Below are 25521 nucleotides of genomic sequence, written 5' to 3' on the forward strand. Positions count from 1 at the left end.
GGGACAGGGAGACTGGGGGGCCTGCGGCATGGTGCTCTGGAACGGTGTCGACTTCACCGCGGACGGGCGGGAGCCCGTCACGGCCGAGGAGTTCTACCGGATCGGCCGGTACTGCTGGGACAGCGGCCAGTACCGCCCGGCCGCCGGCTTCTTCCTGGAGCCCGCGGCGGCCGAAGGCCACTCGGCCGCCGGGGAGTTGCTGGGACATGTCCGCTTCGTACAGGGGGACTACGCCCAGGCCGTTCCCTGGCTGCGCCGAAGTCCCGGATCGCCCAGGGCGGCGTACTACCTGGGCAGCCTGTACCAGCGGGGCTGCCCCGAGGCCGGGATCGGGCAGTCCTACGACGCGGCCGCCGACTGGTACCGGCGCGCGACCGCACTCGGCGAACCCGAGGCGATGCTCGCGCTGGGCGAGTTGTACCTGGAGCGCCTGGTGCGGCTCGAACGGGCCCCGGTGGACCACGCGCTGGAGTGCTTCCTGCCGGCCGCGGAGGCCGGCCACCCGTACGCGCAGTACCGCGTGGCCGACCTGTACCGGACGTCGTACGCGGATCTGCGGCGAGCCGCCCACTTCTACGAGCTGTGCCTTGCCAACCCCGCGAGGGAACAGCACGCGCTGAACTCGCTGATGACCTTCCAGAGCGCGGCGTTCCTCCGCGAGATCCGGGCGGCTCAGCAGACGCAGCGGCTGGAACAACGGCGCGACACGGTGAACCCCCGGCAGCCGGGTGACCCTTCGTACTGACGGCGCCGCCGGGGCCCGGTCGCACCGGGCCCCGGCGGCGTGGGTGTCAGACGAGGTCGGGGCGCTGCCACTGCTCACCCAGCACATGGTGTGCCAGGAAGCCCAGGACGGTGGCGTACCACAGGCGGATGTTGTTCGGCTTGGTGATCCAGTGCCCCTCGTCGGGGAAGTACAGGAACTTCGCCGGGACTTCGAACCGCGCCAGGTCGTTCCAGAGGGCCAGGCCCTCGCCGATCGGCACGCGGTAGTCCTTGTCGCCGTGGATCACCAGCATGGGCGTGGTGATGTTCGCCGCCCGCAGGTGCGGGGACTCCAGCTCGTACCGCTCCGTGCGCTCCAACGGGTCGCCCTGGCGGCGCATCCAGTACGCCGGGAAGTCGGTGACCTGCGCGAAGCTGTACATGTTCCACAGACTCGCGTGGGTGACGATCGCCTTGAAGCGGTCGGTGTGCGTGGCGATCCAGTTGGCCATGTAGCCGCCGTACGAGCCGCCCATCATCGCGGTGCGCCCGGCGTCCAGGTCGTCCCGCCGCAGAGCGGCGTCGGTGAGCGCCAGCACGTCCTGGTACGAGGCACCGCCCCAGTGTGCCCAGCCGCGCTCGTGCATGTGCTGCCCGTAGCCGGTGGACAGGGCCGGGTCGGGCAGCAGGACCGCGTAGCCGGCGGCCGCGGCCACCCAGGGGCTCCAGCGCCAGTGCCAGGCGTTCCAGCTGGTCTGCGGGCCGCCGTGCACCCACAGCAGCAGAGGCGCCGGGGCGTCGGGGCGGGCGTCGTGCGGCAGCACCAGCCAGGCGCGCAGCGCCGTCCCGTCCTCGGCGGTGGTGTGCACCTCGGTGAGGCTGCCGGGCAGTGCGGCCACCTGCCCGGGGCACGGCAGCGTCACCGGCTGCTGCCCGGGCGTCGCGGCGTCGAGGCGCACGGGGGCGGGCGGGCTGTCCACGGCCGAGCGCAACGCGTACAGGGTGCCGCCGTCCGGGCTCACCACCACGTCGGCGTACGCGCCGGACGCGGTGAGCCTGACCAGCTCGCCGCTGCCGGTGGAGAGCCGGAAGACGGGTGCGTGTCCGGCCTCGTCGGCGGTGAACCAGACCACCGGCGTACCGTCCTCGCCGGGCACCGGGGAGACGACCGGAGCACCCGGCCACTGCTCGAAGGCGGGCAGCAGATCGCGGCCGGGGTCCTGGTCGTCGGTCGCGTCGGCCAGCCACAGCGTGACGTCACCGGGGCTGTCAAAGGTGATCCGGCGCTCGCGGACGCAGACCAGCCGGCGGCTGTCCGGGGTGAAGGCCGGAGCGTCGAACTCGGCGTCGGGGGACTCCAGTACCCGCAGCTGCTTGCCCGTGGCGGCGTCCACGACCACGACGGCATGGCGGATCTCGTCGGGGAGTGTGCCGACGGCCGCCGTGTAGGCGACCAGTGAGCCGTCGGGGGAGACCGCGATGTCCTCGGAGCCGGCCACCCGGCGGGCGCCGCAGTCCACCATGGCAGGCTGCCCGGCGCCGGCGTCCGGGACGGTGAACACATGGGGGACGGCGGGACCCAGGTCGTGGTCCCAGTACCGCACCGGCACCGACTCGTGCAGGATCGCCGAGACCTTGGCCTTGCGGCGGGCCTCGCGCAGCCGCTCGTCCTGCTCGGCATCGGCGGCGCCGGGGAGCAGACCGGCCGCCAGGGCGATCCGGGACGCCGCGGCGGCGGTCGCGTAACCGTCGATCCCGCCGGGCCTGACGAGCAACTGCGACGCCTCGCCGCCGCCCGCCGGCAGGCTCCACAGGGCTGCCTCCTGCTTGTCGTCCGCGCCCTCACCGGGATCGGCGACCGGGCGGGAGGAGAGGAAGAGCAGGGTGCCGTCGGGCAGGAACGCGGGGGCGGACTCGCCGCGCCCGGAGCGGGTGAGCCGCCGGGCCGGGCGCTCCCCGGACGGGTCGACCTCCCACAGGGCGCCGACGAATCGGGTGCGGTCGGCGGACAGTTCCTGAACCACCGTCACCAGACGGGTTCCGTCCGGTGACAGGGCCAGCGAGGAGACCCGGGGCAGCGCGATGAACGCCGCCAGGTCGTGGAAAGCAGTGGATTCAGGCATGGGGATCATCCTGCGTCTCCGGGCGGGCCCGCACCAGTCCTTTGCCGGGCACGGAACGAAGCTTGGCCTGATGAGAGGGGTGCGGCGGGTGGGGCCGGCGGCGCGATCGGCAGCGCACGGCGGCGCGCCGCCGCCGGGGGCCGTCCGCCTCAGCCGCCCGCGGTCACGGCCTTGAGCTCGTCCAGCGATTCCCGCATCAGCTGCGACATCCCGCGTTCCTCGGCCGCCGCGATCCAGCGCTCGAAGCCCACCTTGAAGACGGCGATCCCCGCCTCGGCGGTCAGGCTCGCGGTCGACCTCGCGACGCCGCGCCGGTGCAGGGCCTCGGTGAGCGAGGCCGCCATCGACGCGAGCTTGATCAGCTCGCGCTCCTGGAGTTCGGGGTTCGCCGCGATGACGGCCTGCCGCAGCCGGGAGTGCTCCCGGCGGCCGTCGAACATCGTGGAGACCGCCTCGAGCCCCGCCGCCACCGCGTCGATCGGCGGCGCGGCTTCCGGAGCGCCGACGACCGCTTCGACGAAAAGCTCCTGCAACGTGCCGGAGCCGTCGAAGAGCACCTCGCGCTTGTCGGCGTAGTGCCGAAAGAACGTGCGCTCCGTGAGGCCGGCCCGTTTGGCGATCTCCGCCACGGTGGTCTGCTCGTATCCGCGCTCGCTGTAGAGCTCCAGCGCGGCTCTCGCCAGGCGTCCGCGCGAGTCCGGCTCCCATCTACCCATGCGTGGATCCTACGCGATGACAGTGGCTGACATCAGGTGCTAACGTCGATGACAGCAACTGACATCAACAGTCTGGGGTTCCTCCCATGCGCATATTCGTGACCGGCGCGTCCGGCTGGATCGGCTCCGCCGTCGTTCCCGAGCTCATCGACGCGGGGCATCAGGTCGTCGGGCTCGCCCGCTCCGACGCCTCCGCCGCCGCCCTCACCGCGGCCGGGGCGGAGGTACTGCCCGGCACCATCGACGACCTCGACGTCCTGCGGGATGCGGCCGCCGCGTCGGACGGGGTGATCCACCTCGCCTTCAAGCACGACATCGCCTTCTCCGGCGGCTTCCAGGACGCGGGCGAGGCCGATCGCCGCGCCGTCGACACCTTCGGCGACGCGCTGGCCGGCACCGACCGCCCCTTCGTCCTCGCCTCCGGCGTGGCCGGCCTCGCGCCGGGGCACGTGGCGACCGAGCGCGACATGCCCACGATCGACGGCTCGCCGGTGTCGATCCGGGCGACCACGGCCCAGGCCGCGCTGGCACTCGCCTCGCGCGGCGTGCGCTCATCCGTGGTGCGGCTGTCCCCGACCTGCCACGGCGAAGGCGACAACGGATTCATGGCGACCCTGGTCGCCATCGCCCGCGACAAGGGCGTGTCCGGCTACATCGGCGACGGCGCCAACCGCTGGCCGGCCGTCCACCGCCTCGACGCCGCACGGCTGTTCCGCCTGGCGGCCGAGAAGGCCCCGGCCGGCTCGGTGCTGCACGGCGTCGCGGAGGAGGGCGTGCCGATCCGCGACGTCGCCGAGGTGATCGGCCGTCAACTCGACGTCCCGGTCACGTCCGTGGCCCCGGAAGCGGCGGCCGGGCACTTTTCCTGGCTGGGCGCCTTCCTCGCCTTCGACGTCCCGGCCTCCAACACCCTGACCCGCGAACTGCTCGACTGGGAGCCGGCCCACCCCGGTCTCCTCGAAGACCTCGACAAGGGCCACTACTTCCACCCGCCCGTCACCGGCGCCTGACCGGCCGGGCCGGGTGCCAGGGACCCCGGAGGCGCCTGCTCCGGGGTCCTGCCCCGTCCCACCGCGCTCTCAGGCGGTTGCCGGCTCGGGCTCGACGGCCTTTTCGGGCTTGGTCGCCGCCGCGGGGCCGTTGCCGTCGCCCGCGTTCTTCGCGGGGCTGACGGGGGTGTAGAACACGGAGCCCTGTTTCCGGGCGCGTTCGGCGAGGCCCTTGGCGACCAGCGCCTCCAACGTGTTCCGGACCACCTGGGTCTTGGCCACGCGGTCGGGGTGCTGTTCGGTCAGGATGTTGACGATCTCGCTGACCATGCGCGGTTCATGGCTCGTCGACAGGATCTCCTCGAGGAGACCGACCAGCGTCGGCCCGGCCTCCGGCTTGCGGGTACGGGCCCCGGTCTTCCTGCGCTCGCGCGTGCCGGTCTGGACGGGTGCCTTCTTGCGGCCTCCACGGGGGCGGGGGACCGCGGGCTCGGCGACCGTCTCCGCCGGCGCCTTTGCCGTTGTCGTTGCCTTGGTTGGCGCCGTCGCCTCCGTCACCTCCGTTGCCTTGGGCGTCTTCGGTGTCTTCGGTGTCCCGGCAACGGTGGGTGACGCGGGCGTCTTCGCCTCCGTGCGGGTCACCTCCCGCCGCTGGGGCGTCGCGCCGCCCTCGGCGGGCTCGGTGCTCTGCAACTGGGTCAGCCACTCGTGCTCACGGCCCAGTTTGGTCAAGTGGTCCTGCAGCTCGCTGATCTGAGCGCGGACGCTTTCCTGTTCGCGAGCGTTGCCGTCCAGGTCGGCTGCGATGCGCGCGGCGCGCGCGGCCGCCCGGTCCTGGATCGTGGTGATGCCCGGCTCATTGGATTCTTTGGACACGACAGCCCGCTCTCCTCATTCCGGTGTTGTTGCCGGATGGTACCCATTCGTTCCCCGAAATGCCGGGTGTTGTACCGCAGCGACCCCGAACGTGTGCCGGTGAGGCCATTGGTGGCCCTGGTGGTGGCACACTGCGTGCGCCCTGCCGCGCTCGGTGGTGTCCCGTTGACGGCAGCGCTCGCCGCCACGCTCCCGCGACGTCTGCCCCGCTCCTCGGCCGCGCAGTCCTAACGGTGATGCCACTCGGCCGGGTGCCCACTGCCGCGCTTGTCGAGGATGACGATGTGCCCCGGTCCGCCGGGCTCTTCGCAGTGCGGAGCATGCAGGTCCAGCGAACCCAGGTTGTCGCTGATGGCCGCATCGGAACCGAAGTAGCCCGGGTCCAGCTCGAAAACCACGCGGGTCCCGCTGCCCGCCGGGGGCCGGAACCGCGTTGGCGGGGCCTCGGGCCGGAGGGCACCGAGCACTTGCCGAAAGCCGCGGCCGTCCCGCCACACCTCAACGACCGCGCGCCTGGCCAACGCTGCCGCGGCCGCACTCGTAATGCGTAGGTCTCGGGTTCGAATCCCGAAGGCGGCTCCATGACGAAGGGCCAGGTCAGTACTTCTGACGCCCTTCGTCGTTTCCTTGATCGACGCGTGGTCTGAACCACATTCGTTGTGAGGCGAAAAGCCGGCTCCGTGTGGCCACGGTGTGCCCCGCATGTGGGACAGCGGGCCACACGGCGTCCCGTCAGGCCGCCCCAGCCCCGAAGATTCGCCGCTTGACCCGCCGCCTCGCCTGCTTCGAGGCATCCTTTCCCTGCTCCTGCTCCGCCTCCTGTCCTTCGCCCGATACGCCCCGGCGCTGTTCGACCACGTCCAGCGGGTGCCCGCCGAAGACGCGCGGGCCCAGTGGGACGGGCACACGATCGAGCAGAAGTACCGCCGCATCCGTACCCACACAGCAGTGCTGTGCATACCCGACGACGACACCGGCAACGACGCCATCAGCACCTGACCCGCAACCAGCAGCAGCACACAGCGGCCGCCGGCCCCGCCACCGCCAACTCCCACTGGCAGCGTGTTGGTGTGATGCCGACGTAGCCGGCCGTCGGGTGGATTCAGGCGGTGGGCGCGGTGGTGAGCATCCAGTGGCTGAAGGCCGCGTAACGCCACCGAAACGACCTCTCAGCCACCGCTCTTGCGTCGGAATGACCGCTGGCTGGCAGAGGGGCCGTGCGCGCCGCGGACCTTCGACGCGTCGGTGTTCGCAGCGAGGGCCGTGGCCTCCGCCTGCGTGCCGCGTTTGCGCGCGAGGGCCTCCCGAAACTTGGCCTTCAGGTCATACTGGCCGTCCTCGTCCGGCGCCAGGGCAGGGCTCTCGGCGTCAGCCGGCTCGGAACCTTCTTGCGATGGAGACGCTGTAGTCATGGTGACCTCCTGGACTCGGGCAGTGGGAAGCACAGCTTGTCATGCGGGGCGCCTCGCTCAGGCGGCTCCGCGCCGGTCGGCGCGACTCGTCACCGGAGCTCGAATGTTCCGGCGCCCAAATGACGCGGTGCGAACCCTCTCTGATCAGCCACCGACGGCGAACCTGCTCGTCACGCGTGCGGCGCGGTCGGCTTCGAACTCCCGGGCTGACCTTGGACTCCATCGACCCGCTCCCAGGGCCGGACTTCGGAACACGAAGGACTCCGCTGTGAGTGCTGCGCCTGCCCGCATCCCCGAGTCGCCACTGCCGCCGGCCGTGCCGATCGACGACCTCGTGGCGTACTACCGCAATCCGCGCACCGACGACATCGACGAGTCGCTGCGCATCCACGGCCAGTACAAGGCCATCGTCGTCAACCGCGGCACCCACACCTGGGCTGCCGCCAAGCAGCTCGGCCGGGAGCAAGTCGCCGCCACGTGGGTCGAAGTCTCCGACGAGGACGCGGCCCGCATCGCGCGGTCATGGTCTTGATTCTCTGGTGGCCTGCGACCAGGGATCATCGATCTTCCCGCGCTCGCCGACAGCGACACCGACCGGCTCGGCCGTAAACTGGGCGAACCCCTGTGGCCGGAACGCTTCGATGTCGAGCACCACGCCATCACCCGCCGCCGCGTCGGCGAACGCGTGTGGGCCGCGCTCTGCCAGCAGAAGCCGCGACTCCCGAAGGCGGCGTGTCGCAACAGGCCTGGATCACCGACCATCGGCTCTCCACCGTCGAGTTCGGCGGCCTCGACATGGCCCGCGTCATCGTCGCCGCGGGAGTGTGCATTCTCACACGTCGCCCCGTGGCGTCACAGCGTCAGAGGTTGCGCGGTCGGCAGTGGGAAGGCCGACTGCCCGAGCCGCCACGCCGGACGGTCGTCGGCCTTCCGGCTCCCGGAAGGAGCCGGTCGGACACACCGCCTGGAGGAGAATCTTCATGACCAATCCCGTCGTAGCGATCGCCTACCACTCCGGTTACGGCCACACCACCGTCCTTGCCGAGGCCGTACGTGACGGCGTGGTCAGGGCCGGTGGCGTCGTCCACCTGATCAAGGTCGACGAGATCACCGACGAGCAGTGGGCGCTGCTCGACGCCTCCGACGCGATCGTCTTCGGTTCGCCGACCTACATGGGCACGGCTTCCGGTGCCTTCCACCAGTTCGCCGAGGCCACCTCCAAGCGCTGGTTCGTCCACTCGTGGAAGGACAAGCTCGCCGCCGGGTTCAGCAACTCCGGCGCCAAGAGCGGCGACAAGCTCCACACACTCCAGTACTTCACCGTCCTGGCGGCCCAGCACGGCATGACCTGGGTCAACCTCGGCCTGCACCCGGGCTGGAACAGCTCCACCGCCTCCGAGAACGACCTCAACCGGCTCGGTTTCTACCTCGGCGCGGGCGCTCAGACCCACACCGACCACGGTCCCGAGGAAGTCCACAAGGCCGACATAGCCACCGCTGAGCACCTCGGCCGCCGCATCGCCGAGCAGGCCCGCATCCACGCCGCCGGACGAGCGGCTGTCGGCGTCTGAGCCCAGGCTCAACCCGCGGCGGCGCGCTGTCCGGGCCGTGAACGCACGCAGCGGTGCGTTCACGGCCCGTGACGGCGGCCGTGCGGCCGGGGCTCGCCGGTGCGGGGTGTCAGCGAGGGAGAGCGGATTCCAGTGCCCGCTGCAGGAGGGCCTCGGATTCCGCCAGGAAACACTGTGCGTGTTCCGCGTCGAAGCCTCGTGACGGCCGGATCGGCGTGCCCTTGGCCCCGAACATGTAACCGTTGCGGCCTTCCAGGTCAGGTGTGAACAGCACAGGCAGCGTCCGCCGGGCGTAGGTGTCCGGTGACTGCGCGAGGATGCCGATCAGGGTCTCGGTCAGCCGGTGGGCCGCGCTGCCCTCGCCGAGTACGTTGGCCCGGATGCCGGACCTGACCACGCCTGGTGCCAACCCGAAGTACGCGGGGCCCGGGAAGCGGCGCTCGCCTGCCACAACGAGGGCTTCATTTCCGGCAAGAGTGTTGCCGTGCGCCTTCATGGTCTTGTAGCCGCGCTCGGAGTTGAGGTCGGCGACCGTTCCGAGTTCACCCCAGCCCGGCGAGCCCATGACGAAGACGCGAGGCCGGAACGACCGGTCGGGCCGGGAGGTGCCGAGGCGGCTCGCGAGTTCCCGCAGGATGGCCAGGCGGCTGAGGAAACTGACGGCCAAGTCCCGCTCCACGCCTTCGGGAGTCTCCTCACGAGTCCTGGCGGCGAAGGTCCCCGTGGTGAACAACAGGACGTCGCAGTCCCCGACTTGCAGTTCGCGCCCCACTTCCACGGCCTCCCGCATGGAGGACAGGTCGGCCTGAACGAACGACAGCCGCGCCGAGGGGGTCTCCCGGAGCGTGCGGCCGACCACGGTGACCCGTACACCTTGGGCGACGGCCTGAGCGGCGACGGCGCGTCCCAGCCCGTTCGTTCCACCGATCACCGTCAATCGCCGGCCGGTGAGGTCGAGCCCCCCGGCCGGACGGTGTCGCAGACGAAGAGTGCTGTCTCGTCTGGGCGGCCTCATCCTCCCGCGTCGGGTCCCGGCCGCTGACTCTCGTTCCGGTGCGTACACGTGCATCCTTTGCGACGAACGGTTGTCGGCCGTCCGGAGTCGTGATCGACGCCCTGGACGTGCCGTGGACGTGCCTCTGAACGAGCAGGCGGTAACGCTGAGGAGCCTGCCAGTAACGGGGGGTTCGGGGCATCGGGAAAATACCCCATGCCGCACCGCGGGGCACTGCCGTGCCGTCAGTCGGCGGGTCGTGTCTCCGGAAGGGCGAGATCGACCAGGACGCGGGCGGCCTCAAGGGCGTCGTGGCGCGGCTGGGGGCTGTCGAGGGAGGTCGACAGCGCGGTGGCACCCTCGAGGAGAACGACCAGGTGGCGGCCCAGTTGCTCCGGAGCGGCGGCACCGGCGCGGGCGGCGATCTCGGTGAGCTGGCGGGCGATGCCCTGCTTGTTGTGCTGGACCAGTTCCCGCACGTCGGGCATGCTCCCCGCGGCTTCGACGGCGGCGTTGTGGAGCGGGCAGCCACGGGTGCTCACGGTTCCCGCAGAGCCCTGGGCCGCGTCGGCGACCATGGTGAACAGGGCCAGCAACTGGTCCTTGGGGGTGAGCCCCTCCCGGGTCAGGTGCTGTTCGATCCGTTGCGCCAGCCCGGTCTCGTAGTCGCGCAGGTACTCCTCCACCAGCGCTGTCTTGGTGGGAAAGTGCTGGTAGAAGGTGCGCGTGGAGACCTCGGCGGTCTCCACCAGGCGTGCGACGCCGGTGGCGTGGATGCCCTCTTCGTAGAACAGCTTCGCGGCCGCCCGCAGGATGCGCTCACGTGCGCCCCGGCCGCCGCGGCGCCGGGTTCCGGACGCGCTGTTCTCGGTCTCCACGGACTGAAGTATAGCAGTCGCTTTACTTCGCAGTCCGGCCGTATTAGCGTCGAGGAAAGCGATCGCTTTACCTGGCTCGGTGGTGTCTCACCATGCGGTGCCACCGCCGTGCCGGGCCGGCGCTCGCCCCACCACGTTCAGACATTGCGGAAGGCCACGACGATGCGAGCTGTCCAGTACGACCGGTTCGGTGACTACGACGTGTTGCACCTGGCCGAGGTCCCCAGGCCCGTGCCCCGGGACGGGCAGGTGCTGGTCCGGCTGGCGATGGCCGGCATCCACCCGCTGGACAACACCGTGCGCTGGGGCAAGCTGCCGCCCGGCGCGGTCAAGCCCTTCCCTGTCACGCCGGGGAGCATCGGCGTGGGAACGGTCGAGGAGCCCGGCGCCCTCGGCCCGGCGGCCGGTACCCGGGTGATGATCAGCGGTGGCCGCTACGGCATGGACGCCGACGGCACCTGGGCCGACTACATCGTGACCGAGCCCGCTCACCTGCTGACCGTTCCCGACGGAATCGACGACACCGGCGCGGTGGCGCTGTCCGCGGGCGCCGGCTACCTCACCGCCTACCTCGCACTCACCGAACTGGCCGGGTTCCAGCCGGGTAACACCGTGCTCGCCCCCGGGAGCGGCGGCGCGGTCGGTCAGGGCGGCGTCGAGATCGCCAGGCGGCTCGGCGCGTCCCTCGCGATCACCACCGCCACCACCACGGCCAAGGCCGAGCTGAGCCGGGCCGCGGGATACGAGGTCGTCGACCTCACCCGCGAGTCGCTGCGTGACGGTGTCGCGCGGCTCACCGGCGGCAAGGGCGTCGACGTCGTCCTCGACGGCGTGGCCGGACCGATCACCGGCCAGGCACTCGGCGCGCTCGCCAGGGGCGGAACCTTGATCAGCATCGGCTACTCGGGCGGAATGCAGGCCGACATCAACGTCACCGACCTGATCTGGAAGGCCGCCCATGTGCGCGGCTTCCAGTTCGCGATGTTCACCCAGGAGCAGATCAACGCGGCCAACGTGAAACTGCTGGACATGGTCGCCCGCAAGGAGATCAATCCCCTTGTCGACCGCGTCTTCCCCCTGGAGCAGGCCGCCGAGGCCCAGCGCCACCTCATCGAGGGAGGACCCTTCGGCCGGGTACTCCTCGGCATGTGAGGCCCGCGACACCTCGCGAGCGGCGCGGACGCGGAAGCCCCCCTGTGTTGCCAGAGGTGAAGGCGATAGGCTCTTACATCCGCCGTCCGCGGAAGCAAGGAGGAGGACGAGATGACCACAGCGGTCCGATGGCCCGCCTCCGCCCGCTACGAGGACGCGGAGAGCAACGCTCCGGGCGGTCTGGGATTCGTCCAGGACCTGCTGAACACGGCGAGCCTGGGCAAGCCGCGCCAGGCGGACCTGCTGGATTCTGTCGAGTCGGCGCGGCAGTGGCTCGACTCGTCCTTCGCCGTCCTCCACCAGGTCGACCCCGGTGCCCCCGCGGCGCCGGACGACCTGGACGCCGACGGCCTCCGGCACGTCCTGTCGCTGCGCGACGACCTGCGTACGGTGCTGTCCGCCCATCCCCCCGAGGGGCCGCCCTCGGGGGCCGTCGCCGTCTCCGTCCCCTCCATCGAGACGACGGCCGCCGTCACTTTGGGCGCGGGAGGCGCGCGGCTGCGTCCGCAGGGGGCCGGTGTCGAGGCCGTGCGCTCGTACACCTTGATCCAATTGGTGGCCGCCTCCTACGGCGGGACGCTGCGCCGGCTGAAGGTGTGCGCCAACCCCCGCTGCCGCGGCGCGTTCTACGACCGTTCCAAGAACTGCTCACGGGTCTGGCACGATGTGTCGACCTGCGGCAACACCCAGAACGTGCGGGCCTATCGGGCCCGTCTGAAGGAGCGCGGGCTGTCCTCGGCGCAGTGAGCCGCCGAGGCGGCCCGGCACTCACCGCGTGGGGAAGAGCGTGACGGCCGCACCCCACAGCGCGCCGGAGTTGATGCGGTCCGGGTGCAGCGCGAGCATCGCGTCGAAGAACTCCTGGGCGCCGCCCGCCTCCGGGAGCAGCCGGCGCGCGTCCTGAAGGTATCGGCGGGTCTCCGCGATCTGCCGGGGCGCGTCCGGCGACCGAGGGTCCTTGTGGCCGGCCACCACGGCGCGGGGGGCGAGGCGTTCGGCGGTGTCGAGGGCGGCCAGCCAGCTGTCGATGCCGGCGAGCCCGCCGGACTCGGTGAGATACGGGTGGACGCCGTTGTAGACGGCGTCGCCGGCCAGGAGCAGACCGAGATCCGGCACGTGCAGCATGGTCGTCGCGTCGGTGTCGGTGTGGCCGACCTCGATCGGCACCAGGCGGTGGCCCTCCAGTTCGAAGCCTTCCGCGCCGACAGGGATCGCGTCCACCATCCCCTGCGGGATCTGCCCGGGGAACACCAGGTCCCAGAACGACTTCCGGAACGCCGGCGCCGCCTGCGCGGCCATGAGGGCGATGGTGCCGGGCGTCGCCTGCACCTCGGTGTCCGGGAAGCGGTCCACGAGGGGGATGGCCCCGAACCAGTGGTCCCCGTGCCCATGGGTCACGTAGATCGCCGCCAGCCGCTTGCCCGACGCCGCGATCCAGTCGCCGACGGCCGCGGCCTGCTCGCTCGTCATGGGCGGGTCGACGAGCACCGCTTCACGCTCGCCGCTGATCAGCGTGGAGGAGATCGGGGACCACATCCGGCGACTGCCGTCGGGAAGCGGACCGCGCCCCGACTGGGGGATCTGCGGCGCGACCGACACCTCATAGGACAGAGCCTTGTTCATACTTCCTCTCCTCCTGACGTCATAAGCATTCGCACTTTGATTATGTCGAAGTCCGGCGGATCGGTCGTGGCGGGAGCTCGGGGATGCTGATCGATGCTTGATCTACATCGGTGATTAGGTCACTGGTGAAGGTGTGGTCTACTTTGGAAACCAGACATTCATCAAGGCTAGGAATTCTCGATGTCCCAGTACGTCCCCCCTCGGCCGCGCGTCGCAGTCGCTTACCACTCCGGCTACGGCCACACCGCCGTCCTCGCCGAGGCGGTCCGGCGCGGTGCCGAGAAGGCCGGTGCGCAGGTCTCGTTCGTCGCGGTGGACACCATCACCGACGAGCAGTGGAGCGAACTCGACGCCGCCGATGCCGTGATCTTCGGATCGCCCACCTACATGGGCGGCGCGTCCGCCGAGTTCCACAAGTTCGCGGAGGCCACCGGCAAGCGGTTCGTCGCCGGCGACTGGGCCGACAAGATCGCCGCCGGCTTCACCAACTCGGGCTCCAAGAGCGGCGACAAGCTGAACACGCTCACCTTCCTCGCCGCCTTCGCGGCGCAGCACCGCATGATCTGGGTGACCCTGGGCCTCGCCCCCGGCTGGAACGCCCTGGAGGCCGACGAGCACGACCTCAACCGGCTCGGCTTCTGGATCGGCGCGGGCGCGTCGACCCCGCTGGACGGTGGACCCGACGCGGTCCACGGCTCGGACATCGCCACCGCGGAACACCTCGGCGCACGCGTCGCGGGGCAGGTCGCGGCGTTCGTCGCGGGCCGCGCCGTTCTGGCCGGTTCGGCCGGCGTCAACGCCTGACGACCGCCGCCCGGCGCGGCGGAGACGGCCGTCGCCCGTGCCTTTCCGAGAATCGAGAGCAGGATCATGACGACGTTCACCCAGAAGCAGGACTACGAGGCGGCCGCGTCCGCCGTGTGGGACCTCATCGGGGACTTCTATGCCGTGGACCGGTGGATGCCCGGCGTGGCCGCCACCGTCAGGGACGACGGGCGCCGCACACGCACCGTCACCCTGGACGACGGAGCCACGCTCGTGGAAAGGCTGCTGGAGGAGGGGCAGCGGTTCCACCACTACCGCTTCGATGACCCCGGTCCGGTTCCCGTCCGCGACTTCAAAGCCCGCATCACGGTCGTCGAGACCGGTCCTGGACGGTCGGCGATCGAATGGACGGCCTCCTTCGACCCCGCGCCGGGCGTCCCCGAGGATGCCGCGCAGGCGGCCATGAGCGGCTTCTACCAGGCCTGCCTGGACCGGGTCTTCGTCCTCCTCGGTGCCTGAGGGGGGGGCGGTGAGGTCCCTGCCCGCCCGATGTGACGCGCCGTCCGGGAATCGCCCCGGACGGCGCGTCCGGCGTTTCCGGGCCTGTCGGGCGATTTCCGTCCGTCACCTGTTTGACAGGTGGCGCACGACACTGCAAAGATCGCATCACCGCCTGAACGGGTGACGCTCAGGCTCCTCCCGGCGACAAGATGGAGACAGATCATGGCGATCAACTACACCGCTGTTGTGAACGTGACCGGCGAGGGCCGCAACGGCGGCCGTGTCCAGTCCGACGACGGCCTCCTGCAGAGCACCCTGTCCCTCCCGAAGGAGCTGGGCGGGGCCGGTGACGCCACCAACCCCGAGCAGCTCTTCGCCGCCGGCTGGGGCTCCTGCTTCCTCGGCGCTCTCCGCCTTGTGGCCGCACAGCGCAAGATCAAGCTGACCAGCACCGCCATCACCACCGAGATCACCCTCGCCCAGGACGACGCCGGCGCGTTCGGTCTCGCCGCCGTGCTCAACCTCGAAATCGGCGGTGTCGACCAGGAGACCGCCACCGCCCTCGCCGAGGGTGCCCACCAGACCTGCCCCTACTCCAAGGCCACCCGCGGCAACATCCCCGTCACCATCCACGCCACCGCGGTCTGACCCGCCCGCACCGAGCAGCCGGCCGTCGGCCGAGAGCAATCGCCTTCCAGGAAAGGGACACCCACATGTCAGTCGCGCGTTTCCATCTCGTCTCCTCGCTCAGCCCCGCCGACGCGATGGCGGTGCTGACGGACTTCGGCCCCTCGCGCGCCGAGAACTGGCCGACGATCGACGCCGTCACGATCCACGCCATCGGCGACACGTGGGCCGAAGTGACCGAAGGAACCACTTCCGCGTGGGAACGCGCGCGCTACGAGTGGGACGCCGCAAGAGGAAGAGTCACCATCACCACGCACGAGTCGAAGGTCTTCGGGCCCGGCGGCGGATGGGTCTTCCAGCTGACCCCGGAAGGTGACGGCACACGGGTCGACGTCGAACTCACCCGCGAACCCGGCACACTCAAGGGCAAGTTGCTCGCCGGGCTGCTCCCGCTCGCCGCCTCGTCCCTGCGCAAGTCCTACCGGCAACCGCTGAAGGCCGAGTGATCAGCTGTGCGGGACGACCACGATCTGATGGTCGTCCTCATAGATGATGCGCCCCGGGCGTGACGACTCGAGTCGCTCGCACGCCACCGCGTGCCTCGCGAGGAGTTCCAGGTAGCCGGTCGCACGGTCGAGCAGTTCTCCTGCCGTGTGTTTGAACCAGGCAGCCGCTCCGGGGTTGATCGCCCGGTCGTACACGGTGGGGTCCACGGTGCTCGGATCCGTGAAGTTGGCTTCGTACCAGGCGTTGTTCTCCCGCCAGAACCGGTGGTCCTCCGCGCTGAGGACGCCGCTGCGCCCCAGGCCGTTCGCCAGGGCGAAGAGTCCCGGATATCGGCCGCGCGCGTTCGGCACCGTCGCCTGGAACCTCACGTAAACGGTCTCGTCGGTCATGGCTCGGCCTCCCGGGCTCCGTCCCTCGGCGGGGCAGGCTGCCACGCGCCGTGCCGGCGCGCAAGGCGGGGCGCCGGGGGAGCGGGCCGGCGGGCCGGGACGACGTCGGCGCGGACGTCCGGGAGGGCCCGCGCCCGGCGCGCGCGAGCGGGACCCCCGTGCCACGATGAGCGGGAACGACGCCTTGCGTGCCGCACCCCTCACACACCGGACGGGCGATGAACTCCATGCGGGTGGCCCAGGTCTCCGAACCGGGCGGACCATTCGAAATCGTCGAGCGCGAACTCCCGGAGTCCGGCCCCGGCCACGTCCGGATCGCCGTCGAGGCGTCGGGCGTCTGCCACTCCGACGCCGGTTTCGTCCACAACGCCTACCCCGGCGTCTCCTTCCCGCTCGTCGCGGGCCACGAGGTGGCCGGGCGCATCGACGCCCTCGGTGAGGGCGTGCGGCACTGGGCGGTCGGCGACCGTGTGGAGGTCGGCTGGTTCGGCGGTCACTGCGGACACTGCGTGCCGTGCCGCGAGGGCGACTTCATCGACTGCCGGAATCTCCAGGTGCCCGGCTGGGCCTACGACGGTGGCTACGCCACCCACATGGTGGCGCCGGTCAACGCGCTGGCCCGGATCCCCGAGGGCCTGACGGCCGTCGACGCCGCGCCGCTCGGCTGCGCGGGCGTCACCACGTACAACGCCTTCAGGAAGAGCATCGCCCGGCCCGGCGACGTGGTCGCCGTGATCGGCATCGGCGGGCTGGGCCATCTGGCGATCCAGTACGCGGCGAAGTCGGGCTTCGAGACCGTGGCCGTCGCGCGTGGCAAGGACAAGCGGGACCTGGCCGTGGAACTCGGCGCGCACCACTACATCGACAGCTCCTCCACCGACACGGCCAAGGCCCTGCAGGCGCTCGGCGGTGCGACGGTCGTTCTCGCCACGGCCTCCAACTCGCAGGCGATGGCGGCGGGAGTCGACGGGCTCCGGCCCGGCGGGGAGCTGATCGTCATCGGTATCGCCCCCGAACCGATGCCGATCACCCCGGCCCAGCTGATCCTGACGTCCCGTTCGGTCGTCGGGCACCCTTCCGGCACCTCGCGCGACGTCGAGCACGCCATGAACTTCAGCGCGCTCGCCGGGGTCCGCCCGATGACCGAGACGGTGCCGCTGGAGGAGGTCAACGAGGCGTTCGGACGCATGATGTCCGGTGCCGCGCGCTTCCGCATGGTCATCGTCCCCTGAGCCGCCCCGCCGCCCGCCCGGGCGGCGCCGCCGTCAGCTGTACGGCCGGTCGGGAGCGCCCTCGACCTGGTGGATTCCCTGAGCGTCGTCCATCCAGCTCGGCCGGGTGCGCAGGAATGACAGGTCCTCGCCCGACGGGTTCGCGCTGTCCCGGAGCCGTTCGCCCTCCGTGGCGGTGAGCCGGCTGTACCAGCTCGTCAGGTCGTCGTTCCCGCCCGCCCAGTCGGCGTACTCGTGGAAACGGTGGAACCAGAAGGCCCGGCAGGCCGTGCACCGCAGCAAGGTTTCCTGGTCGTGCGTTGACTGATGCAGCGTCAGCACCCAGTCGAGCCCGGGTTCGGCGCAGCAGTCGATATAGCTCGGGGTCGCCATGGTGCCGATCCTCGCACTCATGCGGCCCGGCGTGCCGTGCCGTGCTCGGGTGGTCCCGACGCCGTGGAGCGCGTGTTTCTCCGGCCAACTTGCGTTTATTTCCGGGGCGATTGAACGCCAGTGGGGTCGTCTGCGTATGAGGCGGTGGCTTGCTGTGTCAGGCCGTCATCATCGGGCGCAGGAGGATTTCCTTGGGACGCAACACGCGCAGACGCGCTACCGGTACGCGGAGCGGCACTTTCGTGGCCGTCGCCCTGATGCTGGGAGGCGGGGTACTGGTCACGGCGAATGTCTTCGCCTCCGCGACCGAGGGAGACGCGACCGGCGCTCCGGACACGCAAGCGGCCTCTCCGGGGTGGCAGGCCGTCACGGTCGACTGCCCGGACGTGGGCAATGCGCTGACCTCCGTGCCGGAGGGTGCGAAGGAGAGCGTCGACAAGGAACTCGCCGCTCTGGACGGGCAGATCGCCGAGGCCTACCAGCGGCTGAAGGAATCGTCGGCGGCCCAGCAGCAGGACCCCGCCTTCACCGACAACGCCATCCTGGGCCCGCTGAAGGACAAGCGGGCCGCGACGATCGCGCGGATCCTGGAGGCCATCGACCGGGAGGGGGACCGCCCCCAGGGCGTCGACGGCCTCGCGGAGTGCAGCCTGCGCGCCGCGGAGGGCCAGAGCCCGCCGGCCGACGGGCAGTCGGCCGCGCCGACCGCACCGGCCGGCGGCCAGAACAGCCAAGGGGCCCCGGGGCAGGGCGGCCAGGGCGGTGGCGGCCAGGGCGGCAACGGCCCGGTCGCGGCGGACTTCGCCGACATCATGAGCGTGCCGTCGGACGCCCCGCGCACCCCGCGGCCGTCGGACGCCTCGCCGGGCACGTTCGTGACCGCCTGCGGAGTGAACGCGGGCGGCCTGTTCAACTCCGACAACATCATCGTGGCGCCCGGGGTGACCAACGGCGCCCACCACTTCCACGACTACGTCGGCAACCAGGCCAACAACGGCCTCGCCACCATCGACGACCTGGCGAAGGCCGACAGCAGCTGCCAGGACAAGGGCGACAAGTCCTCGTACTACTGGCCCGTGCTGCGCCTGCAGAACGGCACCAAGGAACGGGACGCCGACGCCCCGGGCGGTGGCACCGAGGGCAACGCGGGTCAGATCGTCACGCCCAAGCAGGTCACGCTCACCTTCGTGGGCAACCCGCTCACCAAGGTCACGCCCATGCCGCGCCTGCTGCGCATCATCACCGGTGACGCCAAGGCGTTCGTCAACGGCCCCGCGAACGCCAACGCGTCGTGGAGCTGCACGGGTCTCGAGGACCGGCAGCTGAAGGACAAGTACCCGCTGTGCCCCAGCGGCAGTGACGTGGTGCGGACCTTCAGGTTCCAGAGCTGCTGGGACGGACGGAACGTCGACAGCGCCAACCACCGTACGCATGTGGCGTTCGCCGACCCCGCGGGCAACTGCCCCCAGGGATTCGTCGCCATCCCGCAACTGGTCCAGCGCATCGTCTACGACGTCGACGCGCCGAGCCTGGCGGACGGCGGGCGCACGGTCCCGTTGTTCGCGGTGGACTCGTTCCCGGAGAATCTGCACAAGCCGGTCACGGACCACGGCGACTTCATCAACATCTTCGACGAGAAGCTGATGCGAGAAGCGGCCGACTGCATCAACGAGGGCCGCACCTGCGGCGCCGGCGGGCAGCCCTCGGAAGAGCCTTCGGACGAGCCGACGGACCAGCCCACGGCGTCGCAGGAGCCCTCGGACCAGCCGACGGAGCAGCCGACAGAGCAGCCGACGGCGTCGGACGCGCCGACGGACGCCCCCGGTGACGCGACCGGCGGTGACGGCGGCCAGGAACCCGGCGACCCCGGGGACGACGGCCAGGGCGCCGAGCCCTCGGCGGGCGCTCCGGAGGACGGGCAGCCCGGGGACGACGCACCCGCCGTCCCGGGCACCGTGACGCCCAAGGCCGATCCGACGCCGCAGCCGGCGACCCAGGGCGCGACGGACGACCCGGCAGCCGTGGTCCCCGAGGAGCACCACCACGACCACCAGTCGGGCGCGGGCACGGCCGAGGAGACTCCCGCCGCCGTGGTGGCCCCGAGCCCGGCCGGGCAGGCGGGCCAACAGGAGATCGGCGGCGGGCTGGCCGACACCGGCGCCAACCTGTGGCCCGCCGCGCTCGGAGCAGTACTCGCGATCGCGGGATTCGTCCTGCTGCGCAGCGTCAAGCGCGGTTCCCGGTAACGGCGCACTCGAGAGCCACGGGCAGGATCCCCCTGGCGGCCGGCACATCGCCCGGCCGTCAGGGGGACCGCCGCGTCAGCCCCGGCAGCCCCGCGCGGACGACCTCCGGCGCGGGCGTGGCCCGCGGTGCCGGTCCGGCCTGCGCGGGGATCACCGCCGCCGGCTGCGTGCGGCGCCCGCTGAGCAGCAGGCCGGTCAGCGCGACGAGGGCGAGCAGGACGACGGCGGTGCCGTATTCGCGGACGGTCTGCAGGAGGCCGCCGCCGTGCACGATCAGCTCGCCCGCGATGACGGCGGGAACCCCGAGTCCCAGATAGGACACCACGTACAGCAGGGACAGGACACCGGCCCGCTCATGCGGTGCGGTGTGCGGGACGACCATCCGCAGGCCGCCCTGGAAGCCGCTGCCGAAGCCGAAACCGGCGATGGCGGTGCCGACGAAGAACCCGGTCGCGGCGGGCGTGCCGCCGGTGCCGGAGCCGAGGGACACCAGGGTGATCGCCAGGCCGGCGACCAGTGCTCCGATGCCGAGGAACATCATCGTGCGGGTGGCGGCCGCACGCAGCGCCAGGACGGCCAGGCCCGCGGAACCGGCCAGCACGAACAGCGGCAGCCCGCCCCACACCACGGAGGTGGAGTGCACCAGGGACCGTATGACGGCCGGGCCCAGCGCGCCGTAGAAGCCGGTGAGCGACCACACCGCGAACAGCACGGGGGCGGCGATCGCCACCGGGGTACGGGCGGCCTTGGGCAGCCTGATCTCGGGGACCAGGGCGGCTCGCGCGCCCGGTGTGCGGCTCGCCGTCTCGCGCAGCGCGAGCACGCCGAGGGCCTGCAACGCGAACACGCCCAGCAGGACGAGGTACACGAGGTGCGTGGGGGCGGGCAGGTACTGCACGATCAGCCCGGACAGCAGGGCCCCGCCGGCGGTGCCCACCGCGGGCGCGAAAGAGTTGAGGAAGCCGCCCCGGTTCCGGTCGATGTCGAGCATCCCGGCGCCGATCGCGCCCAGCGCCGCGCCGGTGCCCACGCCCTGGACGGCACGGGCGGCCAGCAGTGCGCCCACCCCGCCGGCGGTGGCGAAGACCGTCATCGCCACGACCTGCGCGGCCAGTGCCGCCAGCAGGACCGGCCGGCGGCCGATGTGGTCGGAGATCCTGCCGAAGACCAGGAGCGAGACCAGCACGGCGAGCGCGTACACCCCGAAGACGACGGTCGTGGTGATCGGCGAGAAGCCCCAGTGCCGCTGGTAGACGGCGTAGAGCGGGGTGGGGGCGCTGGACGCGGCCAGCAGCGACACGACGATCGAGGCGAGCAGGGCGAGGGACGCGAGCGGTCCCGGGCCGTGTCGCCGGGGCTTGTGGGCGGCGTGACGCGCGGTGGTTGCGTGGCTCATGGTGTGGGGGTGCTCTCCTGGCTGGTGGGGCGTCTGCCAAGGCAGGCAGCGGCGTGCTGTTCGGGCCGGAGCCCGTTCAGGACCGGGACGGCCTGGATGATGTGAATCATCCGAATTTCAGGATGATGGCAGTCATCCTCAAAGTCAAAGGGGCACCTCGGTCGGCGCTGCGCCCTTCCGCCAGACGAAGACTTCGGTGCCCGGTCGGCGTTCGCTGAACCGGCCCGAGTCGGAGGCCTCCCGCAACAGCCGTCGCAGGTCGTTCTCGAAGTCGTCCCGGCTCGGGCCGAACAGGTGCGGCGCGGAGTACGACATGGAGAAGACCCACGCGACGACGTCGTCGCGGGTGCGTTCCAGTGCCTGCCCGCCGAGGACGAGGTGGCGCCGCGGTCCCGAGAATCCCGCGCGGGTGAGGACCGCGGCCTCGTCGCCGGGCGTTCCCTGTGGGAGCGTCCCCCGGCCCGCGCGCCGGACCGGACCGAGGTAGTGCCTGACCAGTTCGCCGACGGCCGCGTAGGGCACGGCCGGATAGGGGAGGCCGTCGATCGGCCAGGACTCGGTTTTCGCGTCGGAGACGTGCGCCAGCACCCCGCCGGGCCGGAGCATGTCCCGGATGGTCACCGCCACCAGGACCCGGTCCATCCAGTGGAAGGACCGGCCGAAGGTCGCGACGGTGAACGTGCCCAGTCCCGCGGGCAGTTCCTCGGCCCGGGCCCGTATCCACAGCGTCCTGTCACTCACTCCGAGTCCGGCGGCACCGCGCTCGGCCTCGGCGATCATCCCGGGGTCCGGGTCGACGCCGACGGTCTCGCCGAAGAGATGCGCCAGGCTCAGGGCGAGAGTGCCCGGTCCGCACCCCACGTCGATGAGGCGCCCGTCTCCGCCGGGCGTGAGCACCTCCGCAAGCGTGTCCACCAGCCCGGGAGCGTACGGAAGCCGCCCGCGGCGGTAGTAGGGGGCGGCGCCCGAGAACAGCGTCTCGTCCCACTCCCAGCCGGCCGGTGTCACGTTCGTCCACCGCCTTCACCGCGCTCCGGAACAGCTCAGCTCTCGATGATTGCACTGGCTTGCCCGTTGTCACGGTTCGTGCGGTCCGGGATCAGCGGTACATCCGCGCCCCGCCGCTCTTGCCCTGCGCGCCGAGTTCCAGCACTCCGCCGTCGTCCGGCAGCACGTACACGGTGCCCGTGTGGAGGGCGTCGGAGCCGACGACCCCGGACGGCAAGGTCGCGACGGGCGTGACGTGGCCCGTGCGCGGTTCCAGCCGGACCAGTTGCGGGGATCCGGAGGAGGACACCGCGTACACGGAGTCGTCCCCCGCCACCGCGGTGGCGAGCGCGGCCGAGGGCAGGGTCCAGAGCCTGGCGCCGGTGGTGACGTCGAACGCGTCGACCTCCAGGTGGTCCGCGGCCAGCGCCGGGGTGACCAGGACGTCTCCGGCGAGCCGGGCGGAGTGGTCGGCGTCCGTGTCGTTCCCGGGAAGCGTCTGGGAGTTGCCCACGGCCAGCTTGCGGCTGCCACCCGACGCGGTGAAGACCCGCGTGCTGTCCTCGTCCGGCGTGTGCAGGGAAGCGATGAGCGGGGAGCCGGAGAAGGCGTGGAGCACATCGGTGTGCGTGCGCTGGGGGAGGGCCCAGAGCAGTTTTCCGGTCTTGCCGTCGTAGGCGCGGAGGGTGAACTTGTCGGTGCGGTCGGCGCAGTAGTCGTCCACGACCACGACGCCGGCGCTGCCCGAGGCGCGGACATTGCAGTAGTGGCCCCGGGCGCGGTAGCCCCAGACGGGGCGACCGGTGCGGACGTCGAGGCCGCCGAGGAAGTTCCCGCTCACTATCGTGGCGACCTCGCCCTGGAGATACGTCTGGGCGGCGGTCGGCGTGCGGTGCCCCCGGTCGACCAGCGGGCTGCTCCACAGGATCCGGCCGGTGGCCGCGTCGATGCCCGCAAGTGAGGTGCAGGAGTTGCCGTCCGTGCCGAACGCGATCGTCCCGATCCCGTCCGTGGAGATCGTGGGTGACATGGCGCAGGGCACGGTGGCCGCCGGCTCGGGAAGGGCCGCCTTCCACGCCTGGCTGCCGTCGGACAGGTGGTAGGCCCGGACGCCGCCGTGGGTGCTCGCCCGGATCAGCAGTTTCCGGGTGACCCAGCTCCCGATCAAGGTGTCGTCGGCGGCCGGCGCGGACACCTGCCACACCTGGGTGAGCTGCCGGGACGCGACAGGGGGAGCGTCCTTGCGTTCCAGCGCGACGGCGGTGGCGCCGCCGGCCACGAGGACGGCGAGCGTGAGGGCGACGCCGGCCACGCGCCTGCCCTTGCGGGGCCCGCGCGCCGGCTGGGTGCGTACGGGCACGGGCAGGGGCGCTGCCTGTTGGACCGGGACCGGGGCCGAGACCGAGACCGGGGCCGGGGCGGCCGCGGACCGCGGGGCGACGGCCCCGGGGGAGGGCTGCGCCCATTCGGGGACCTGCGCCCACTCGTCCGCCCGAGCCCCGGAGCCGCCGGTCCATGCCGGGAACGGTTCGCGGGCGTCCGGCGCGGGCTCCGGGTCGGGCCAGGGGTGTTCCGGAATGTGCGGGACGGTGTTCGCCACGCCTTCTGCGTACGTATCCCCTGACACGTGGCGGGAGTTGCCGGACCGCGGTTCGGCGGACCAGGCCGGCCATGCCTGCCATGGCTCGGGCTGGGGCTCGCCCTGTCCGGGCGGCCGGGAACCCCGGCCCGGGTATTCGCGCGGAACGCCCTGTCCCGGCGGCCCATCCGTCGTCATCCGCGTACTTCCGCTCTGCTCGGTCCTCGCGCCGGGCCTCGGCTGCCCGGACGCGTCATCGCGGAGGCGTGCCGGTCGCGCGTTCGCCCGACCGGTCCGCCTCTTGGCTCAGTCGTCCTTGAGTGGGTGGCCGAAGCCGGCGCGCTCCGACTCGACGCGGAAGGCGGCCTGGGCGCCCACCGATGTGTCGATCCGCCAGTCCATCGGGAGGGAACTGCCGGGCCAGTTCTTGCGCTGGTCGTACCAGACCAGTCCGATGACGTCCGCTTTCGCGGCTTCCACGAACAGGTCGCGGATCTGGGCCTCTTTGCGGCCGCTCTCGGCCACACCGGTCTCCGTGATCAGCACGGGACGGTCCGAGAAGCGCGCGATCTCGCGGAGCGTCGGCGTGAACAGGCTGGAGAACGCGGTGCCGTCGACCGGCCCGTAGTAGCCGATGAGGCCGGCCCAGTCGACGTAGGCGTCACCCGGGTAGTACGGGCGAAGTCGCGTCGGGGAGCCCGAGTCCACCACATGCGGGCTCCACACCCAGATCACGTTCTCCGCGCCGGCCTTCCGGACGACGTCGTGGATGTGCCGCCAGGCCGCGACGAAGTCGGCGGCGGTGGCGTGGCCGGGCCCCCAGGAGTTCCAGGGGCTGTTCATCTCACCGGCGAAGGACAGGGCGAGCGGGCCGTCGTAGGCGGCGATCTGGCGGGCGAAGCGGCGGAGGTAGGCGTCGTCCGCGCCCTGGGCGATATCGGCCAGGGGGGTGTCCGAGGGGGTCAACTCCAGCATCGGGAGCTGTCCGTGCTGCCACAGGAAGGCGTTGCCCTCGGTGTCGAAGTCCTCGCCCCAGGAACCGTAGTACTCGCGGATGTCGGGGGCGCGCCCGGCCTGCCGCGTGAATGTGGTGACGATGCCGTACTGCCAGGGGGACTTGTCGTCGACGACCCCCAGCATGCGGCCGGTCGGATGGTGCCGCAGGGACGAGACGTCGAAGCGCGTCGCCCGGGCGCTGGGGGACGCTCCGCCGGCGGCCTGTCCTTCGCACGCGCACGCGAGGACCGAGACGCCGACCGCGAGCGCCACGGCGGTCACCAGACGGCCGAAGCGGTGAGGGCTGGGCATACGAGGCGATCCGATCCGGCAGGCGGCAATGGGCTTGACCTCCGGGAGTGTAGGAGACGTGAGTAGGATCTACACACTTTCATCTCGGTGCGATCACATAGTTGGGCGAGGGATCCGGCAAATCGAACATATAGTCCGCTATTCGCCGGGTGGTTGGACTAGGTTCTGCATCGACCGATTCCGCGGCGACGCGTTCACCGAAAGCCCGAGGTCTCCCGTTGACCAGCACGCTCACCAAGGCCGAGACCTCGCCTGTCTTCGTGGACCGCACGGGGCGTCGCGGCCGGCGCCTGCGCGGCCTCGGCTGGCTGCTGGGCGTCGTCCTCGTCGGCTTCGTACTGGCCATGATCTCCGGCCTGGTCGGCACCCAGTCGCACGCGCCGGCCTTCTCGATCCCGTCCACCGCGGACACCGCGGAACCCGGCCAGTACGTCAACGCACCGCCCCCTGCCGCGCCGCTGGGAGCCACGCCCATGACCGGCGTCCCCACCGGCGTCCCCACCGGCGCTCCTGGTGAGGCGGCGACCCCCTCCGGGGCCCCCACCCCGACTCCGTGACAGCCACGACGTCCCG

The 25521-nt window shown here is 71.5% G+C and carries 28 protein-coding genes and 1 tRNA gene; 15 read left to right on the forward strand and 14 right to left on the reverse strand.

What is annotated here, in order from left to right; genetic code table 11:
- Positions 1-28: 28 nt before the first annotated feature.
- Entirely contained in the window at positions 29-745 is a 717-nt protein-coding gene (locus tag ACFWVC_RS07225) for a tetratricopeptide repeat protein (protein WP_384279815.1), read from the forward strand.
- Between the two features lie 46 nt (positions 746-791).
- Here ACFWVC_RS07225 and ACFWVC_RS07230 read toward each other — a convergent pair whose 3' ends face one another.
- Both ACFWVC_RS07230 and ACFWVC_RS07235 read right to left on the reverse strand, forming a co-directional pair.
- The gene (locus tag ACFWVC_RS07230) at positions 792-2828 is read right to left on the reverse strand and encodes a S9 family peptidase (RefSeq protein ID WP_384279819.1); all 2037 of its coding nucleotides are present in this window, start codon (positions 2826-2828) and stop codon (positions 792-794) included.
- Positions 2829-2977: 149 nt separating this feature from the next.
- Positions 2978-3544, reverse strand: coding sequence for a TetR/AcrR family transcriptional regulator (locus ACFWVC_RS07235; protein WP_384279823.1), 567 nt, complete (start codon positions 3542-3544; stop codon positions 2978-2980).
- An 86-nt stretch (positions 3545-3630) separates the two neighbouring features.
- On the opposite strand from ACFWVC_RS07235, the gene ACFWVC_RS07240 reads away from it, so the two are divergent.
- Positions 3631-4554, forward strand: a complete 924-nt coding sequence (locus tag ACFWVC_RS07240) for an SDR family oxidoreductase (RefSeq protein ID WP_384279825.1) — start codon at positions 3631-3633, stop codon at positions 4552-4554.
- 69 nt (positions 4555-4623) lie between these two features.
- Here the strand turns inward: ACFWVC_RS07240 and ACFWVC_RS07245 are convergent, their stop codons facing one another.
- Together ACFWVC_RS07245 and ACFWVC_RS07250 are read right to left on the reverse strand one after the other, a co-directional pair.
- The gene (locus tag ACFWVC_RS07245) at positions 4624-5409 is read right to left on the reverse strand and encodes a hypothetical protein (RefSeq protein ID WP_384279827.1); all 786 of its coding nucleotides are present in this window, start codon (positions 5407-5409) and stop codon (positions 4624-4626) included.
- Between the two features lie 227 nt (positions 5410-5636).
- Positions 5637-5807, reverse strand: a complete 171-nt coding sequence (locus ACFWVC_RS07250) for a hypothetical protein (protein WP_384279831.1) — start codon at positions 5805-5807, stop codon at positions 5637-5639.
- A 109-nt stretch (positions 5808-5916) separates the two neighbouring features.
- Between ACFWVC_RS07250 and ACFWVC_RS07255 the strand changes: the two genes are divergently transcribed.
- Positions 5917-5991: transfer RNA gene (locus ACFWVC_RS07255), tRNA-Thr, on the forward strand.
- A gap of 285 nt (positions 5992-6276) precedes the next feature.
- Positions 6277-6408, forward strand: coding sequence for a hypothetical protein (locus ACFWVC_RS07260; protein WP_384279834.1), 132 nt, complete (start codon positions 6277-6279; stop codon positions 6406-6408).
- A gap of 170 nt (positions 6409-6578) precedes the next feature.
- Here the strand turns inward: ACFWVC_RS07260 and ACFWVC_RS07265 are convergent, their stop codons facing one another.
- On the reverse strand, positions 6579-6821 hold the full coding sequence (locus tag ACFWVC_RS07265) for a DUF5302 domain-containing protein (RefSeq protein ID WP_384279837.1): 243 nt from the start codon (positions 6819-6821) through the stop codon (positions 6579-6581).
- Between the two features lie 268 nt (positions 6822-7089).
- Here ACFWVC_RS07265 and ACFWVC_RS07270 point away from each other — a divergent pair, with 268 nt between their 5' ends.
- Both ACFWVC_RS07270 and ACFWVC_RS07275 read left to right on the forward strand, forming a co-directional pair.
- On the forward strand, positions 7090-7353 hold the full coding sequence (locus ACFWVC_RS07270) for a hypothetical protein (protein ID WP_384279841.1): 264 nt from the start codon (positions 7090-7092) through the stop codon (positions 7351-7353).
- Between the two features lie 448 nt (positions 7354-7801).
- Positions 7802-8392, forward strand: a complete 591-nt coding sequence (locus tag ACFWVC_RS07275) for a flavodoxin family protein (RefSeq protein ID WP_384279843.1) — start codon at positions 7802-7804, stop codon at positions 8390-8392.
- A gap of 109 nt (positions 8393-8501) precedes the next feature.
- Here the strand turns inward: ACFWVC_RS07275 and ACFWVC_RS07280 are convergent, their stop codons facing one another.
- Positions 8502-9323, reverse strand: a complete 822-nt coding sequence (locus ACFWVC_RS07280; protein WP_384279845.1) for an SDR family NAD(P)-dependent oxidoreductase — start codon at positions 9321-9323, stop codon at positions 8502-8504.
- 308 nt (positions 9324-9631) lie between these two features.
- Positions 9632-10264, reverse strand: coding sequence for a TetR/AcrR family transcriptional regulator (locus ACFWVC_RS07285; protein WP_384279847.1), 633 nt, complete (start codon positions 10262-10264; stop codon positions 9632-9634).
- Between the two features lie 162 nt (positions 10265-10426).
- On the opposite strand from ACFWVC_RS07285, the gene ACFWVC_RS07290 reads away from it, so the two are divergent.
- Entirely contained in the window at positions 10427-11416 is a 990-nt protein-coding gene (locus ACFWVC_RS07290) for a zinc-binding alcohol dehydrogenase family protein (RefSeq protein ID WP_384279849.1), read from the forward strand.
- A 111-nt stretch (positions 11417-11527) separates the two neighbouring features.
- Positions 11528-12163, forward strand: coding sequence for a CGNR zinc finger domain-containing protein (locus ACFWVC_RS07295; RefSeq protein ID WP_384279851.1), 636 nt, complete (start codon positions 11528-11530; stop codon positions 12161-12163).
- A 21-nt stretch (positions 12164-12184) separates the two neighbouring features.
- Here ACFWVC_RS07295 and ACFWVC_RS07300 read toward each other — a convergent pair whose 3' ends face one another.
- Positions 12185-13039: an MBL fold metallo-hydrolase gene (locus ACFWVC_RS07300; RefSeq protein ID WP_384279853.1), complete on the reverse strand. Its 855-nt coding sequence runs from the start codon at positions 13037-13039 to the stop codon at positions 12185-12187.
- Positions 13040-13219: 180 nt separating this feature from the next.
- On the opposite strand from ACFWVC_RS07300, the gene ACFWVC_RS07305 reads away from it, so the two are divergent.
- The 4 genes from ACFWVC_RS07305 (at position 13220) to ACFWVC_RS07320 (ending at position 15438) form a co-directional block, all read left to right on the forward strand.
- Positions 13220-13843, forward strand: a complete 624-nt coding sequence (locus tag ACFWVC_RS07305) for a flavodoxin family protein (RefSeq protein WP_384279855.1) — start codon at positions 13220-13222, stop codon at positions 13841-13843.
- A 66-nt stretch (positions 13844-13909) separates the two neighbouring features.
- The gene (locus ACFWVC_RS07310) at positions 13910-14323 is read left to right on the forward strand and encodes an SRPBCC family protein (protein ID WP_384279858.1); all 414 of its coding nucleotides are present in this window, start codon (positions 13910-13912) and stop codon (positions 14321-14323) included.
- A 204-nt stretch (positions 14324-14527) separates the two neighbouring features.
- Entirely contained in the window at positions 14528-14953 is a 426-nt protein-coding gene (locus tag ACFWVC_RS07315) for an organic hydroperoxide resistance protein (protein WP_384279860.1), read from the forward strand.
- Positions 14954-15018: 65 nt separating this feature from the next.
- The gene (locus ACFWVC_RS07320) at positions 15019-15438 is read left to right on the forward strand and encodes a hypothetical protein (protein ID WP_384279862.1); all 420 of its coding nucleotides are present in this window, start codon (positions 15019-15021) and stop codon (positions 15436-15438) included.
- Here ACFWVC_RS07320 and ACFWVC_RS07325 read toward each other — a convergent pair whose 3' ends face one another.
- On the reverse strand, positions 15439-15828 hold the full coding sequence (locus ACFWVC_RS07325) for a hypothetical protein (RefSeq protein ID WP_384279864.1): 390 nt from the start codon (positions 15826-15828) through the stop codon (positions 15439-15441). It lies immediately after the preceding gene.
- Positions 15829-16046: 218 nt separating this feature from the next.
- Here ACFWVC_RS07325 and ACFWVC_RS07330 point away from each other — a divergent pair, with 218 nt between their 5' ends.
- A complete protein-coding gene (locus tag ACFWVC_RS07330; protein WP_384280126.1) occupies positions 16047-17060 on the forward strand; it encodes an alcohol dehydrogenase in 1014 nt (337 codons plus the stop codon).
- Positions 17061-17093: 33 nt separating this feature from the next.
- Here ACFWVC_RS07330 and ACFWVC_RS07335 read toward each other — a convergent pair whose 3' ends face one another.
- The gene (locus ACFWVC_RS07335) at positions 17094-17453 is read right to left on the reverse strand and encodes a hypothetical protein (protein ID WP_384279866.1); all 360 of its coding nucleotides are present in this window, start codon (positions 17451-17453) and stop codon (positions 17094-17096) included.
- A gap of 236 nt (positions 17454-17689) precedes the next feature.
- Between ACFWVC_RS07335 and ACFWVC_RS07340 the strand changes: the two genes are divergently transcribed.
- On the forward strand, positions 17690-19678 hold the full coding sequence (locus ACFWVC_RS07340; RefSeq protein WP_384280128.1) for a DUF1996 domain-containing protein: 1989 nt from the start codon (positions 17690-17692) through the stop codon (positions 19676-19678).
- A gap of 58 nt (positions 19679-19736) precedes the next feature.
- On the opposite strand, the gene ACFWVC_RS07345 is transcribed toward ACFWVC_RS07340, so the two are convergent.
- The 4 genes from ACFWVC_RS07345 to ACFWVC_RS07360 all read right to left on the reverse strand — a co-directional run bounded on the left by ACFWVC_RS07345 (position 19737) and on the right by ACFWVC_RS07360 (position 24948).
- Positions 19737-21074 (reverse strand): MFS transporter, encoded by a 1338-nt coding sequence (locus ACFWVC_RS07345; protein ID WP_384279869.1) that lies wholly within the window; start codon positions 21072-21074, stop codon positions 19737-19739.
- Positions 21075-21218: 144 nt separating this feature from the next.
- Positions 21219-22082, reverse strand: coding sequence for a class I SAM-dependent methyltransferase (locus tag ACFWVC_RS07350; protein ID WP_384279871.1), 864 nt, complete (start codon positions 22080-22082; stop codon positions 21219-21221).
- 91 nt (positions 22083-22173) lie between these two features.
- Positions 22174-23661, reverse strand: coding sequence for a PQQ-binding-like beta-propeller repeat protein (locus ACFWVC_RS07355; protein ID WP_384279873.1), 1488 nt, complete (start codon positions 23659-23661; stop codon positions 22174-22176).
- Positions 23662-23946: 285 nt separating this feature from the next.
- Positions 23947-24948, reverse strand: a complete 1002-nt coding sequence (locus ACFWVC_RS07360) for a glycoside hydrolase family 26 protein (RefSeq protein WP_384279875.1) — start codon at positions 24946-24948, stop codon at positions 23947-23949.
- Positions 24949-25166: 218 nt separating this feature from the next.
- Between ACFWVC_RS07360 and ACFWVC_RS07365 the strand changes: the two genes are divergently transcribed.
- Positions 25167-25505 carry a hypothetical protein gene (locus ACFWVC_RS07365; protein ID WP_384279877.1) on the forward strand — a complete coding sequence of 113 codons (339 nt, stop codon included), beginning with the start codon at positions 25167-25169 and terminating at the stop codon, positions 25503-25505.
- Positions 25506-25521: the final 16 nt, after the last annotated feature.

The organism is Streptomyces sp. NPDC058691 (assembly GCF_042714775.1).
Taxonomy (GTDB): Bacteria; Actinomycetota; Actinomycetes; order Streptomycetales; family Streptomycetaceae; genus Actinacidiphila.

Bases quoted from the DNA above. Each gene is read 5' to 3' on its own strand.
- ACFWVC_RS07300 (WP_384279853.1), bottom strand. From the start codon at position 13,039: ATGAACAAGGCTCTGTCCTATGAGGTGTCGGTCGCGCCGCAGATCCCC.
- ACFWVC_RS07310 (WP_384279858.1), top strand. From the start codon at position 13,910: ATGACGACGTTCACCCAGAAGCAGGACTACGAGGCGGCCGCGTCCGCC.
- ACFWVC_RS07265 (WP_384279837.1), bottom strand. From the start codon at position 6,821: ATGACTACAGCGTCTCCATCGCAAGAAGGTTCCGAGCCGGCTGACGCC.
- ACFWVC_RS07320 (WP_384279862.1), top strand. From the start codon at position 15,019: ATGTCAGTCGCGCGTTTCCATCTCGTCTCCTCGCTCAGCCCCGCCGAC.
- ACFWVC_RS07335 (WP_384279866.1), bottom strand. From the start codon at position 17,453: ATGAGTGCGAGGATCGGCACCATGGCGACCCCGAGCTATATCGACTGC.
- ACFWVC_RS07330 (WP_384280126.1), top strand. From the start codon at position 16,047: ATGAACTCCATGCGGGTGGCCCAGGTCTCCGAACCGGGCGGACCATTC.
- ACFWVC_RS07340 (WP_384280128.1), top strand. From the start codon at position 17,690: ATGCTGGGAGGCGGGGTACTGGTCACGGCGAATGTCTTCGCCTCCGCG.
- ACFWVC_RS07240 (WP_384279825.1), top strand. From the start codon at position 3,631: ATGCGCATATTCGTGACCGGCGCGTCCGGCTGGATCGGCTCCGCCGTC.
- ACFWVC_RS07290 (WP_384279849.1), top strand. From the start codon at position 10,427: ATGCGAGCTGTCCAGTACGACCGGTTCGGTGACTACGACGTGTTGCAC.
- ACFWVC_RS07295 (WP_384279851.1), top strand. From the start codon at position 11,528: ATGACCACAGCGGTCCGATGGCCCGCCTCCGCCCGCTACGAGGACGCG.
- ACFWVC_RS07275 (WP_384279843.1), top strand. From the start codon at position 7,802: ATGACCAATCCCGTCGTAGCGATCGCCTACCACTCCGGTTACGGCCAC.
- ACFWVC_RS07315 (WP_384279860.1), top strand. From the start codon at position 14,528: ATGGCGATCAACTACACCGCTGTTGTGAACGTGACCGGCGAGGGCCGC.
- ACFWVC_RS07305 (WP_384279855.1), top strand. From the start codon at position 13,220: ATGTCCCAGTACGTCCCCCCTCGGCCGCGCGTCGCAGTCGCTTACCAC.
- ACFWVC_RS07345 (WP_384279869.1), bottom strand. From the start codon at position 21,074: ATGAGCCACGCAACCACCGCGCGTCACGCCGCCCACAAGCCCCGGCGA.
- ACFWVC_RS07230 (WP_384279819.1), bottom strand. From the start codon at position 2,828: ATGCCTGAATCCACTGCTTTCCACGACCTGGCGGCGTTCATCGCGCTG.
- ACFWVC_RS07325 (WP_384279864.1), bottom strand. From the start codon at position 15,828: ATGACCGACGAGACCGTTTACGTGAGGTTCCAGGCGACGGTGCCGAAC.
- ACFWVC_RS07225 (WP_384279815.1), top strand. From the start codon at position 29: ATGGTGCTCTGGAACGGTGTCGACTTCACCGCGGACGGGCGGGAGCCC.
- ACFWVC_RS07235 (WP_384279823.1), bottom strand. From the start codon at position 3,544: ATGGGTAGATGGGAGCCGGACTCGCGCGGACGCCTGGCGAGAGCCGCG.
- ACFWVC_RS07360 (WP_384279875.1), bottom strand. From the start codon at position 24,948: ATGCCCAGCCCTCACCGCTTCGGCCGTCTGGTGACCGCCGTGGCGCTC.